Raw genomic sequence first — 13,046 nt, 5'->3', positions numbered from 1 at the left:
GATGCGTTCCTTGACAAGTGGCGGGGCGGACCGGAGGTTGCGGCCCCAACGCCCACGGATACGATGCGCCGCGCCCTCGACAGACTGGCCAACGAGACTTTCGACCTGCTGATCGTCGGCGGCGGGGTGACGGGCGCCTGCGTGACGCGCGACGCGGCGATGCGGGGGCTGAAGGTTGCCCTGGTCGAGAAGAACGATTTCGCCGGCGCGACCAGCGCGCACAATTCCAAGCTGGTGCATGGCGGGCTGCGCTATCTGCGCAATTTCGAGCTCGGGCTGGTGCGGGAGTCCTTGAAGGAGCGGCGCATCTGGCAGCGCATCGCGCCGCATCTGGTCCATCCCCTGCCCTTCCTGGTGCCGCTCTATGGCGGCGGATTCCAGGCGCGCGCGACGCTCGGCGCAGGGCTGACGCTGTACGATATACTCTCATTCGACAAGGGATGGCTGAGCGATCCCGACCAACGGCTTCCCAATCACGATTGGCTGAACCGGCGCGACGCGCTCGCCGCCGAGCCGGTGCTGGAGGGGCCGGGGCTGATGGGAGCCTACCGCTATTACGATGCGCAGATGTACGCGCCGGAGCGGCTGGCGCTGGATTGCCTGATCGACGCGGACGACGAGGGCGCGGCCATCGCGAACTATGTCGCGGCGGAGAAGATCCTTGTGCGCGACGGCCATGTGGAAGGCTGCACGGTGCGCGATACGGTCGGCGGCGCCGCGTTCGACGTGCGCGCCGAGGCGACGCTGGTCGCGGCAGGACCCTGGGCGGACATTTTCCTGGAACAGGCGCTGGGCAGGCCGGCGTCGCACAAGCTGCTGCGCTCCAAGGGCATCCATGTGCTGGTGCCGACGATGACCAAGACCAATGCGCTGACGGTCGCGGCCGGCGGCGGGCATTTCTTCGTGCTGCCCTGGCACGGCCATACCCTGCTCGGCACCACCGATACGGCGTTCCAGAGCGAGCCCGGCTCGGTCGGCGTGAGCGAGGGCGACATCGCGGGCTTCTTCGCCTTCATCAACAAATACCTGCCCGGCGCGAAACTCGTGCGCGGCGAGGTCGAGCATTTCTACGCGGGCCTCAGGCCGCTGGTGGACGACGGGTCCGGCGACACCTATGGCGCGAGCCGCCGCGCCGAACTGGTCGATCACGGGACAAGCGACGGGATGGACGGCTTGTTCTCCGCCATCGGCGGCAAATGGACCACCTCGCGCGACCTGGCGCGGGGCGTGGTCGACACCATCGTGGAGAAACTGTCGCTGAAGGCGGCGGAGTGCGAGACCGACGAAGAGCCGACGGCGGGCGGCGATGTCGGACGCTTCGCCGATTTCCTGGCGGCGCAGAAGAAAGAGCATGGCGACCTGCCGAGCATCGAGCACCTGGCGCGGATGTACGGGACGCGGCTGCCCGACATGCTGGCGGAGGCGAACAACCGGCCGGAGCTGCGCGGTGCCATCGGCAGGGCCGGCGATATCGGGGCGCAGGTGCTGTTCGCGGTGCGCGAGGAGATGGCGCTGACGCTGTCCGATGTCGTGATGCGGCGCACCTGCATGGGCCAGATCGGCGCGCCGCCGCCCGAAGCGCTGGAAGAGGCGGCACGGATCATGGCCGCAGAACTGGGCTGGAGCGCGGAGCGGCAGGCGGCGGAGATCGCGGCGCTCGCGCCCTCTTTCGCCACGCGCGAGTCGACATGAGCGCCTTCGCGGTGGTCAATCCGCGCTCGGCCAACGGACGCACCGGGCGCGAGTGGGAGGCCATCGCGCGCGCGCTTCGCCAAGTCTATCCGAGTCTCAGCGTCGGCTTCAGCGAGGGACGCGGCGACGTCACGCGGCTGGTGCGCCAGGCGCTGGACGACGGGCATGAGGAGATCGTCGCGGTCGGCGGCGACGGCACGATCAACGAAGCGGTCAACGGCATGTTCTGCGCCGAGGGGGCGATCGCGCCCGATGCGGTGTTCGCCTTCGTCACCAGCGGCACGGGCGGCGACTTCCGCAAGAGCTTCGGCATCGCGGCGGGCGCCGAGGCGGCCGTGGCGCGGCTGGGCAAGGCGCCGGTCCGCGCCGTCGATATCGGACGCGTGTCGTGCCTGAGCGCCAAGGGCGCGCCGACCACGCGCTATTTCATCAACATCGCGTCCTTCGGCCTGTCGGGCCTGATCGTGGAATCCGTCAACCGGTCGCGGATCGCCAAGCTGTTCGGCGGCTCCTTCGCCTTCGCGTTCCACAGCGTGCTGGGGATGCTGCGCTACCGCGACGCGCCGGTGCGGCTGATCGTGAACGGCGCGGACGACGCGAAGGCGGCGATCTCCACCGTCGCGGTCGCCAACGGCCAGTATTTCGGCGGCGGCATGCGGGTGGCGCCGGACGCCAGGACGAGCGACGGACTGTTCGACGTGGTGGTGATGCAGGCCGCGCCCAAGGGCGCATCGCTGGCCGGGCTGAAACTGATCTATAGCGGCGAGCATGTGCACCAGCCGAACGTCCATGTGGTGCGCGGGACGCATGTCGTGGCGGCGCCGGTTGCGGAGACCGCCGGGCGGCCGGTGTGGATCGAGACCGACGGCGAAATGGCGGGGCGCCTGCCGGCGACGTTCGACATATTGCCGGGGGCGCTGAATTTGCGATGCTGAGAACGCGATGACCATCGAACGCAGCAGGATCCGTTGGAACGGCTGGGGCTGGGCGGCGCATGCGGACGAGCTCGCGGGGCGCGAGGAGGTCTGGACCTGGCTGGCGGGCGAACTCGGCATGCCGGCGCTGCTGGCGACGCCGGCGCGGCCGCTCGAAAGCATCGCGCTGGTGCCGTCGCGGCTGCCGCCGGAGGCGGCCGAGCGATTCGCCCGCATCGTCGGCGCCGAGCGCGTCACGGGCGAGCCGTTCGAGCGCGGCGCCCACGCGCTGGGCAAGAGCTATCACGACCTCGTGCGGCTGCGGGCGGGCGATCTGTCGAACGCGCCGGACGCCGTGCTCTATCCGCGCGGCGCCGAGGAAGTTCTGGGCGTGCTGCAGGCGGCGTCCGAGCTCGGCGTCGCCGTGGTGCCGTTCGGCGGCGGCACCAGCGTGGTCGGCGGCGTGACGGCGGCGAAGGGCGCGTTCAAATCGGTGGTGACGCTCGATCTGACCGGCATGGACCGGGTGATCGCGATCGATCCGGTATCGCTGACCGCGACGGTCGAGGCCGGCATCTACGGCCCGGCGCTGGAGAAGGCGCTGGCGGCCAAGGGATTCACGCTCGGGCATTTCCCGCAGTCCTTCGAATTCTCGACGCTGGGCGGCTGGATCGCGCATCGCGGCGCGGGCCAAAGTTCGAGCGGCTACGGACGCAGCGAGAACTGGCTGGTGGGCGCCAAGCTCGCGACGCCGCGCGGCGTGCTGAGCGTCGGCGGCTTTCCGTCCTCGGCGGCGGGACCGCAGCTTGTCGATCTGGCGCTCGGCTCGGAGGGCGCGTTCGGCGTGGTGACGGAGGCGACGCTGCGCATCCGCCCGGTGCCGGCCGTGCGCGACTATCGCGGCTATCTCTTCCGCGACTTCGCGGGCGGCGCGGCGGCGATCCGCGAAGCGGTGCAGAGCGGCATCGGCTTCACCATGCTGCGGCTTTCCGATGTGGCGGAGACGCGGTTCTATCGCGCCTTCGGCGGCGTGGGCAAGAAGCGCGGGCTCTCCGACCGGATCGCGCAGATGGTGCTCGATTCCCGCGGTTTCGACGACAAGGCCTGCGCAATGATCGCGGGCTTCGAGGGCGCGCAGGCCGCGGTAGGCGGCGCGCGCAAAGCGTTCGAGGCCATCGTGCAGAAGCATCGCGCGATGAGGCTCGGCGAAGGCCAGGGCAAGCGCTGGCTGGCGGGGCGGTTCCACGGGCCCTATCTGCGCGATCCGATGCTGGAGCGCGGCGTCGGCGTCGATACGCTGGAGACCGCGACGCGCTGGTCGAACGTCGAGACGCTGCATGTCGCGGTGCGCGATGCCTTGGAGAAGGCGATCCGCGAGAACGCGCCGCGCGACGGCGCGCATGGCGTGGTGCAATGCCATATCAGCCATTCCTATCCCGACGGTGCGAGCCTCTATTTCACCTATATCTTCGCGCGCGCGCTGGAGAACGAGGTCGGGCAATGGCGCGCGATCAAGGCGGCGGCGTCGGACGCGATCGTCGCCAATGGCGGCACGATCAGCCATCACCACGGCGTCGGCGAGGATCACCTGGCGTGGATCGCCAAGGAAAAAGGCGCGCTCGGGATCGACGTGCTGCGTGCGGTGAAGATGGCGCTGGATCCGAAGGGCGTGATGAATCCGGGGAAGCTGATTCCGTAATTTCCTCCCCCGCTGTTGCGGGGGAGGAAAGAGGTGGCTTACGCCGGCGCGGTGACGCCTTCTTTCACCGCGGCCGCGGCGGCGGAGACCGCTTCGCGGGCCTTGGGGATCAGGCTGCGCATGCTGAAGAAGCCGTGCACCATGCCGGGATAGTTCACATAGGTCACCGCAACGCCGGCGGCGTCGAGCTTGTCGGCGTAGTCCTTGCCCTCGTCGCGCAAGGGATCGAAACCGGCGGTCACCACATAGGCCGGCGGCAGGCCGCTCAGGTCGGCGCACAGCAAGGGCGAGAGGCGCGGGTCGCCGCGATGCGCGGCGTCGGGCGCGTAGAGCCGCGTGAACCAGTCCATGCTCTCTTTCTCCAGGAAATACCCCCTGGCGTTCTCGCGCATCGAACGCGTCTCGGCGGCGGCGCCGAGCTGGGTCACGGGATAGATCAGGAGCTGGAAGGCGATCTGTGGCCCGCCTTCGATCTTCGCGAGCTGGCACACCACGGCTGCGAGATTGCCGCCGGCGCTGTCGCCGCTGACGGCGAGGCGTTTCGGGTCGATACCGAATTCCGATGCATGCGCCGCGACGTAGCGCGTGGCGGCGAAACAGTCGTCCACCGCGGCGGGAAAGGGATGCTCGGGCGCCAGGCGATAGTCGACCGAGACGACGCGGCAGCCGCTGCCGTTCGCCAGGCAGCGGGAAAGATCGTCATGGCTGTCGAGATCGCCGATGACGAAGCCGCCGCCATGGTAGAAGATGAGGCCGGGCAGTACCTCCGCGCTCTCGCCGAGCGGGGTGTAGACGCGGACCGCGATGTCTCCGGCGGGGCCGGGGACGGCGCGGCTCTCGATGCGGCCGATGGGCGTTTCGCCGCCGCGGAAGATGCTGGCGCGCATCGCGGCGCGCGCCGCCTGCGGCCCGATCTCATGCAGCTTGGGCAGCTTCAGCGCCGCCATCTGGTCGAGAATGTTGCGGACATGGACGTCGAGGGACATTCATCTATCTCCTAACAAACTGTCATCCCCGCCGAGCGAACGAAGTGAGCGAGGGGAAGGGGGCCCAGGTGGTCGAGACAAACGCGACGCTGGAAATTGGTTCGATATTCCTTCTGCGCCACCGGACGTTTGCACCGCCTGGGTCCCCTTCCCTCGCTTCATGCGCTTCGCGCCTGAAGCTCGCCGGGGATGACATCCATATATCCCTACCCCAGCATCGCCGCGACGGCCTTGACCGCGCCGGCGAGCGCCTCGCGCGCCTGGGGCAGGATCGCCTGGAAATAGATGAAGTCGTGCACCATGTCGGTAAAGTCGGCGACCTCGACCTTCACGCCCGCGGCACGCAGCTTGTCGGCATATTGCATGCCCTCGTCATGCAAGGGGTCGTAGCCGCCGAGCATGACATAGGCGGGCGGCAGGCCCGAAAGGTCCTTGGCGCGCAAGGGCGAAATCCTCGGATCGCTGCGATCGGCGTCGGCGGGGAGGTAGCTCGCATAGAACCAGTCGAGCGTGTCCTTTTCGAGGAAATAGCCGACGGCGAATTCACGCATCGAGGCGGTCTCCTCGCCCACCTGCACCACCGGAAACAAAAGCATCTGGGCGGCGAGATTGATGCCGCCCCTGGCCTTGGCGAGCTGGGCCACTTCGGCCGCCAGCGCGCCGCCGGCGCTGTCGCCGCCGACCGCGACGCGGTTGGCATCGACGCCGATCTCCGCCGCGTTCTCCGCGATCCAGGCGACGACGGCGAAGGCATCGTCGAGCGCGGCGGGGAATTTGTGCTCCGGCGCGAGGCGGTAGTCGACCGAGATCACGCGCAGGCCGCCCTCGTTCGCCATGATGCGGCAGAGGCCGTCCACGACATCGACGCTGCCGATGACGAAGCCGCCGCCGTGATAATAGACGAGCGTCGGCATCGCTTCCTTGCCCGCCGCGACCGGCGTGTAGACGCGCACGGGAATGCCGCCGGCGGCGCTGGGCACGGTGACGTTCTCGGTCTTGCCGACGGGCACGTCGCGCGGGCCGACCATCTGCATCATCGCGGCCATCTGCTCGCGGCCGGCGACGGCGCCGACCTCCTGGAGCTTGGGCATGCCGGCGGCCTTCATCTGGTCGAGAAGGCTCTTGACGATGGGATCGAGCGGCATGGGGTTCCGGGTGCCAAGTTGCGGACCGGGAGTGTGAGGGCAAGCGCGCGCGCCGCGCAAGGTGGGAGGGACTCTACCCTCCCCTTGAGGGGTCCGCACGCTGGCGCTACTGACCCCTCAAGGGGAGGGTAGGTTCAATTCAGCGTCACCGGGCAGAGCGGATCGAGGCGGTTTTCGGCGATGTCGTCCAGCAAGGCGCAAAGCGCCAGCCAGAACTGCGCCCGGTCGCGGGCGCCTTCGGCCTCGAAGCACAGGACCGCGCGCCGCGCATAGTCGCGCGCGCCCGTGCCATGCTCGTCGACCAGGTCGGCCGCGATGCGGCACATGTCGTCGGCCGTCAGAAGGGTCGTCGCGTGCATGGCGTCATCTCAGCAGAAAGACCTGAGCGCCAAGTTAATGCTTTGCGCCGGCCCGAAAATACGCATTTTCTACGCACCCGCGTTGCGCGCGGAAAGCTACGGAATCTCGATCACCTCGGGATCGGGCGATGCGGCGAACAGCTTGTCGACCAGCGCGCGGCGGCGATCCATCGTGGCGCGCTGGTTCACATAGCCCTTGTCGGTGATCTCGTGGCCGTCGACCGAAGGCGGCTCGGCCATGAGGATGACGCGCTTGATGCGCGACGCCGATCCCGTCTGTGCGCGATTATAGGCGGCGAATTTCTCGGCGACGAAGGCGCGGACCTTTTCGTCCTTCACGATCTCGGCGGGATCGGATTTGCCGCTGAGCGCGGCCGCCGCGGCGGCGACCGGCCAGGCGAGCAGGCCGACGAAAGGCTTGTCCTGGCCGCAGACCACGCAGTCGAAGATCAGCGGCGAGGCGGCGGCGACGGCCTGCGCGCGGAGCGTGCCGGCGCTGACCCAGGTGCCGCTGTCGAGCTTGAAATCCTCCGTCACGCGGCCGTCGAAGACCAGGCCCTGCGCCGGATCGTTTTCATCGATGAAGCGGGCGGCGTCGCCGAGGCTGTAGAAACCTTCCTCATCGAACGCAGCGGCGGTGAGGTCGGGGCGCTTGTGATAGCCGGGCGTGACGGTGGGGCCTTTCACGCGCACTTCGAGCTTGCTGCCATTGGGCACCAGCTTGAGCGTGATGCCGGGCAGCGGCAGGCCGATCAGCCCGACGCGCTCGGTGATCCAGTGGACCACGGTGACGCCCTGGGTCTCGGTCGCGCCGTACATCGTCGTCATCGGGATGCGCTCGCCGGTGGAGGCGACGGCGAGGGCCTGGAAGCGCTCATAGATGTCCTGGCTGAGCGTCGCGCCGCCATAGCCGGCCATGCGCAGCTTCTTGAAGACGTGGTCGCGCAGGCTCTCGTCACGCTCCATCGCGTCGCACAGCCAGCCGAAGGCGATGGGCGCGGTGCCGATGCCGAGCGGGACGATGTCGCGCAGGTTGCGGATGGTCTCGTCGAACAGGCCGGGAACCGGCTTGCCGGCGTCGAGATAGATCGTGCCGCCGGCGTTGATCTGGTTGTTGAAGCCGATATTGCCGGCGCTGATATGGTTCCACGGCATCCATTCCAGGCTCTGCGGGATTTCGTCCGGATTGGGCGGCTCGGTGCGCAGCGCCTCCTGCGCCGCGATCACCGCGCACATCATGCCATGGGTCTGCACCACGCCCTTGGGCATGCCGGTCGAGCCCGAGGTGAAGAGATATTTCGCCGTCGTGTCGTGATCGATCGCATCCAGCGCCTTTGGGACGTCGGGTGAGGGATTGGTGCGGATCAGGTCTTCGTACGACGTCGTCTCGCGGCCGGGGACCGGCATCGCGGTCACGACCTCGACCTTTTCGAGAGGGAGCGCGGCGAGCGCGCGGGCGTAGAGCGGGCCCTGCTCCGCGAAGATCATCTTGGGCTCGGCGACGGCGAAGACGTGTTTCAGCTTGGAGTGATCGCCGGACATCAGCGAATAGGCGACGGAGACCGGCGCGACGGGAACGCCGGCGAACATCGCCCCCAGCATCATCGTGGCGTGGCGGATCGAGTTGCCCGACAGGATCATGAGCGGCGTGTCGGCGTTCAGGCAGCGGCTGAGCAGCGCCTGCGCGATGGCCTGGGCGCGTTCGTACATCTCGCCATAGGTGATGAAGCGCCACTCGCCGGTCTTGCCGCCTTCGAGCGGCGTCCGCTCGCCGATGAAGTTGCGCTCGGGATGGCGCCGGGCCCGATCCGCGAACAGATGGGCGATGGAGCGGTGCATGGCGCCGAGTTCGTGAGTCTGCGCGATGTACACCGTGCCGTCGGGCATTTTGCGCCAATCCACGGCCGGCGGCTTCTGCGGCAGTGGGCGAAACGGCGGAAGGTCGGCGTTTTTGACCTGGATATTCATGGACTTGCTCCCTGGCGGCCCGAACTACACTTCGGGTCCGTGAATCATTATATTTGCCCGCAAGGACCGGTATAATTGCCGGTCTCCGGCAGAGGTTTCATCCGCATGCGCGGCAAAAGCGTGTTGCTCATCATCGGCGGCGGGATCGCCGCCTACAAGTCCCTGCTCTTGATACGCCTGCTGCAAAAGCGCGGCATCGGCGTGCGCGCGATCCTGACCAAGGCCGGAGCGGAATTTGTGACGCCGCTTTCCGTTGGGTCACTTACCAAGGAGAAGGTCTTTCAGGACCTGTTCAGCCTGACCGACGAGGCGGAGATGGGCCATATCGAATTGTCGCGCTCGGCCGATCTGGTCGTGGTCGCGCCGGCGACGGCCGACCTGATCGCCAAGGCGGCGAACGGGCTGGCGAACGATCTGGCTTCGACCACGCTTTTGGCAACGAACAAACCCGTCGTGATGGCGCCGGCGATGAACGTGCAGATGTGGCATCGCGCGGCGACGCAGCGGAACGTGGCGCGGCTCGCGGCGGACGGCGTGACGTTCGTCGGGCCGAATGACGGCGAGATGGCGGATGGCGAAACCGGCCTCGGCCGGCTGGCCGAACCGGAGGAGATCGTTGCCGCGGTCGAACGGGCGCTCGCCGGATCGCGTGCCCTCGACGGCTTCAAGGCGCTGGTGACGGCGGGCCCGACGCAGGAGCCGCTCGATCCGGTGCGCTTCATCGCCAACCGGTCGTCGGGCAAACAGGGCTATGCCATCGCGGACGCGCTGGCGCGCGCGGGGGCCGAGGTGGCGCTGGTGTCGGGACCGGTGGAGCTGGCGGCGCCGGCCGGGGTGAAGCTGCTCAAAGTGACGACGGCGCGCGAGATGCTGGCGGCCTGCGAGGGCGCCCTGCCCGCAGACATCGCGGTGATGACGGCGGCGGTGGCCGACTGGCGGCCGGAAATCGTGGCCAACAGCAAGATCAAGAAGGACGCCGGCGCGGCGACGCCCTCGATCCGGCTGGTGGAGAATCCCGACATCCTGGCGACGCTGTCGAAGCACGCGCGGCGGCCGCGCCTCGTCATCGGCTTTGCGGCGGAGACCGACAATGTCGTCGCCTATGCCCAGGCGAAATTGAGGAAGAAGGGCTGCGACTGGATCGTGGCGAACGATGTGAGCCCGGCGACGGGGATCATGGGCGGGGATCGCAACACGGTGCATATCGTGACGGCGGGCGGCGTCGAGGACTGGCCGGAGATGGCGAAGACCGCTGTCGGCACGCGGCTGGCGGCGCGGATCGCCGATGCGCTCAAGGGGGCGGCGTAGTGGAGTCTGGCATGCCAATACATTGCGTTTCCTCCCCCGCTGTTACGGGGGAGGTGCCGAGCGCAGCGAGGCGGAGGGGGCCCCCTCCGTCACGCCTACGCTGCGCTTCGGCGTGCCACCTCCCCCGCAACAGCGGGGGAGGAAAAAAGTGGTCGACATGAAGCTCCCCGTACTCCGCCTGCCGCATGCCCGCGACCTGCCGCTGCCCGCCTACGCCACCGAAGGCGCGGCCGGGATGGATCTGCTCGCGGCGCTTCCGGAAGACTACGAACTGGCGCCCGGCAAGCGGCTGCTCGTGCCCGCCGGCATCGCCATCGAATTGCCGCCCGGCTTCGAGGCGCAGGTCCGGCCGCGCTCCGGCCTCGCCGCCAATCACGGCATCACGGTGCTCAACGCGCCGGGGACCGTCGATTCGGACTATCGCGGCGAGCTCAAGGTCGTGCTGATCAATCTCGGCGAGGCGCCGTTCAGGATTTCGCGCGGCATGCGCATCGCGCAGATGGTGATCGCGCGCCACGAGCATGTCGAACTCGTCGAGACCGCCGCACTGTCCGACACCGCGCGCGGCGCGGGCGGGCACGGCTCCACCGGACTCCATTCCGTGAAACCGACATGACGATGCTGAAACTTTCGCGAAAGACCCTGTTGGCGCTCGAAGCGGTGATCGACATCGCCTTCAATGCGCGGCCCGAGCCGGTGCAGGCCAAGGAGATCACCGCGCGCCAGGGCGTGCCGCAGCGCTATCTCGAACAGGTGATGCAGCAGCTCGTCCGCGCCGGCGTGCTCAAGGGCGTACGCGGCCCGCGCGGCGGCTATCGCCTCGCCAAGGAGCGGCGGCGCATCTCGGTGGGCGACGTGGTGCGGGTGGCCGAGAGCCTGGAGGACGAGGACGCCGAGCCGATCGATCCACGCTCCGAGCTCGGCGTGCGGATCGTGGCGCCGCTGATCCAGACTTTGCAGGACGAGGTGATGGCGCGGCTGGACGCGATCTCGATCGAGGACCTTTGCCAGCGGGCGCGGACCGCCGGCGTCGATTGCGGCGGCGGCACCGCCGCGGATTTCACAATATGAGCGCTTCTTTTCCTTTCATCGTCATCGCCCGCGAATGCGGGCGACCCAATTTCCTTTTTGCGGAGAGAAAATTGGGTTGCCCGGACAAGCCGGGCAATGACGAATTTGATGGTTGGGCCGCAACAACGCCCGCAGGAGACTGATATGCAACAAGGCAAACCCGGGCGCGGGCGTATCTACGAGTCGATCACCGAGACCATCGGCGATACGCCGCTGGTGCGGCTGCGCCGCCTGCCGAAGGAGGCGGGCGTCCACGCGGACATCCTGCTCAAGCTCGAATTCTTCAATCCGCTGTCGAGCGTCAAGGACCGCATCGGCGTCGGCATGATCGAGGCGCTGGAGAAACAGGGCATCATCGCGCCGGGCAAGTCCACCCTGGTCGAGCCGACCAGCGGCAATACCGGCATCGCGCTCGCCTTCGTCGCGGCGGCGAAGGGCTACAAGCTCATCCTCGTCATGCCGGATTCGATGTCGCTGGAGCGGCGCAAGATGCTGAGCCTGCTCGGCGCCGAGATCGTGCTGACCGAGGCGGCCAAGGGCGGCATGCGCGCCGCCATCGCCAAGGCGCACGAGATCGTGGCGGCGACGCCGGGCGCGGTGATCCCGCAGCAATTCGAGAACCCCGCCAATCCGGAGATCCATGCCAAGACGACGGCGCTGGAGATCTGGAACGACACGGAGGGCAAGGTCGACATGGTGGTCAGCGGCGTCGGCACCGGCGGCACCATCACCGGCGTCGGCCATGTGCTGAAGGAGAAAAAGCCGGGCGTGAAGATGATCGCGGTCGAGCCGGAGGATTCGCCGGTGCTGTCGGGCGGGCCGCCGGGGGCGCATCCGATCCAGGGCATCGGCGCGGGCTTCGTGCCGGCGATTCTGGACCGCAAGGTGATCGACGAGGTCGTCACGATCTCCAACGAGACGGCGTTCGAGACCGCGCGCAAGGCGGCGCGGCTGGAAGGCATTCCGGTCGGCATCTCGTCCGGGGCGGCCATCGCCGCGGCGCTGGAGGTCGGCGCGCGGGCGGACATGGCGGGCAAGGCGATCGTGGTGATCATCCCCTCCTTCGCGGAACGCTATCTGTCGACGGCGCTGTTCGAGGGGCTGTAGGCGCAGGGTGGTGCTGACGCCCGGCACCGCCCCCACCCCAAAATCGCTGCGCGATTTTTGGACCGCCCCGCAAGGGGGAGCTGAGTCAGGTCAGCGTCTCGCCGAACAGATCGCGCATCGCGGCCCAGGAGCGGCGGTCGGTCGGCGCGTGATACTTGAAGTTCGGGATGCCGAAGGCGTCCACCGACTTGTCGGTGAAGCTGTGGCCGGCGGCGGAATAGTTGATGTATTGCAGGTCGGCATCGGCGTCGCGCATCAGCTTCAGGAATTGCGTGCGCGCCGCGTCCGGAATGAGCGGGTCAAGCTGGCCGGCGCAGACCATTACCTTGCCGGCGACCGGGCGCGGGTCGCTTTCCGGCAAGCCGGTCAGGCCGGGATGGAAGGCGACGACGCATTTCACCTCGGTCGTGACGCGCACCAGCTCCAGCACCGTCATGCCGCCGAAGCAGAAGCCGATGGCGGCGAGGCGCGACGCGTCGACATTGGGCTGCGCCTTCAATTGCGCGACGCCGGCCAGCATGCGCGCGGCCCAGAGCGGCCGGTCGCCGACAAGGCCGCCCAGAAGGCGCATCGCGTCGTCGCGCTCGGTCGCGACCTCGCCGTAGAGATCGGCCGCGAAGGCAATATAGCCGAGCTCGGCCAGCATGCGGGCGCGTTCTTTCTCGTGATCGCGCAGGCCGCCGCCCTGGTGGCAGACCAGGATGCCCGGCGCCGGTTTGCCGTTCGCGCCGTCGGCGAGATAGCCGGTGAGCTTCTTGTCGCCGCAGGAATAGGCGATGTCCTTCTCGATCATGCGT

General features: G+C 68.3%; 13 protein-coding genes. 8 read left to right on the top strand and 5 right to left on the bottom strand.

The genetic code is table 11. From position 1 onward, the window contains the following. Positions 1-63 precede the first annotated feature (63 nt). From WDN01_04325 to WDN01_04315, 3 genes are read left to right on the top strand one after another with little or no spacing between them, the layout of a single operon-like run. Entirely contained in the window at positions 64-1,692 is a 1,629-nt protein-coding gene (locus WDN01_04325) for a glycerol-3-phosphate dehydrogenase/oxidase (protein ID MEJ0025236.1), read from the top strand. Further along, on the top strand, positions 1,689-2,627 hold the full coding sequence (locus tag WDN01_04320; GenBank protein ID MEJ0025235.1) for a diacylglycerol kinase family protein: 939 nt from the start codon (positions 1,689-1,691) through the stop codon (positions 2,625-2,627). The genes WDN01_04325 and WDN01_04320 overlap by 4 nt, the downstream gene beginning before the upstream one ends. A gap of 7 nt (positions 2,628-2,634) precedes the next feature. Further along, the gene (locus WDN01_04315; protein ID MEJ0025234.1) at positions 2,635-4,305 is read left to right on the top strand and encodes an FAD-binding oxidoreductase; all 1,671 of its coding nucleotides are present in this window, start codon (positions 2,635-2,637) and stop codon (positions 4,303-4,305) included. Between the two features lie 38 nt (positions 4,306-4,343). Here the strand turns inward: WDN01_04315 and WDN01_04310 are convergent, their stop codons facing one another. The 4 genes from WDN01_04310 to WDN01_04295 all read right to left on the bottom strand — a co-directional run bounded on the left by WDN01_04310 (position 4,344) and on the right by WDN01_04295 (position 8,763). Continuing rightward, positions 4,344-5,291, bottom strand: a complete 948-nt coding sequence (locus WDN01_04310) for an alpha/beta hydrolase (protein MEJ0025233.1) — start codon at positions 5,289-5,291, stop codon at positions 4,344-4,346. Between the two features lie 206 nt (positions 5,292-5,497). After that, entirely contained in the window at positions 5,498-6,436 is a 939-nt protein-coding gene (locus WDN01_04305; protein ID MEJ0025232.1) for an alpha/beta hydrolase, read from the bottom strand. A gap of 134 nt (positions 6,437-6,570) precedes the next feature. Continuing rightward, complete coding sequence (locus WDN01_04300) at positions 6,571-6,795, bottom strand: hypothetical protein (protein MEJ0025231.1); 225 nt, start codon at positions 6,793-6,795, stop codon at positions 6,571-6,573. 96 nt (positions 6,796-6,891) lie between these two features. Continuing rightward, a complete protein-coding gene (locus tag WDN01_04295) occupies positions 6,892-8,763 on the bottom strand; it encodes an AMP-binding protein (protein ID MEJ0025230.1) in 1,872 nt (623 codons plus the stop codon). A gap of 105 nt (positions 8,764-8,868) precedes the next feature. Here WDN01_04295 and coaBC point away from each other — a divergent pair, with 105 nt between their 5' ends. The 5 genes from coaBC (at position 8,869) to cysK (ending at position 12,249) form a co-directional block, all read left to right on the top strand. Next, positions 8,869-10,071, top strand: coding sequence for a bifunctional phosphopantothenoylcysteine decarboxylase/phosphopantothenate--cysteine ligase CoaBC (gene coaBC / locus WDN01_04290; protein ID MEJ0025229.1), 1,203 nt, complete (start codon positions 8,869-8,871; stop codon positions 10,069-10,071). A gap of 157 nt (positions 10,072-10,228) precedes the next feature. Continuing rightward, complete coding sequence (dut, locus tag WDN01_04285) at positions 10,229-10,687, top strand: dUTP diphosphatase (GenBank protein ID MEJ0025228.1); 459 nt, start codon at positions 10,229-10,231, stop codon at positions 10,685-10,687. Next, entirely contained in the window at positions 10,684-11,142 is a 459-nt protein-coding gene (locus WDN01_04280) for an Rrf2 family transcriptional regulator (GenBank protein ID MEJ0025227.1), read from the top strand. Before dut ends, WDN01_04280 begins: the two co-directional genes overlap by 4 nt. Further along, positions 11,139-11,285 (top strand): hypothetical protein, encoded by a 147-nt coding sequence (locus WDN01_04275; protein MEJ0025226.1) that lies wholly within the window; start codon positions 11,139-11,141, stop codon positions 11,283-11,285. Before WDN01_04280 ends, WDN01_04275 begins: the two co-directional genes overlap by 4 nt. Position 11,286: 1 nt before the next feature. Next, positions 11,287-12,249: a cysteine synthase A gene (gene cysK, locus WDN01_04270; GenBank protein MEJ0025225.1), complete on the top strand. Its 963-nt coding sequence runs from the start codon at positions 11,287-11,289 to the stop codon at positions 12,247-12,249. Between the two features lie 85 nt (positions 12,250-12,334). On the opposite strand, the gene WDN01_04265 is transcribed toward cysK, so the two are convergent. Beyond that, positions 12,335-13,042: a dienelactone hydrolase family protein gene (locus WDN01_04265; protein MEJ0025224.1), complete on the bottom strand. Its 708-nt coding sequence runs from the start codon at positions 13,040-13,042 to the stop codon at positions 12,335-12,337. Positions 13,043-13,046 lie beyond the last annotated feature (4 nt).

Source organism: Rhizomicrobium sp. (genome assembly GCA_037200985.1).
Classification (GTDB): domain Bacteria; phylum Pseudomonadota; class Alphaproteobacteria; order Micropepsales; family Micropepsaceae; genus Rhizomicrobium.
Note: the sequence above shows the minus strand (reverse complement) of the source record. Positions and strands in the feature narration are given on the sequence as shown.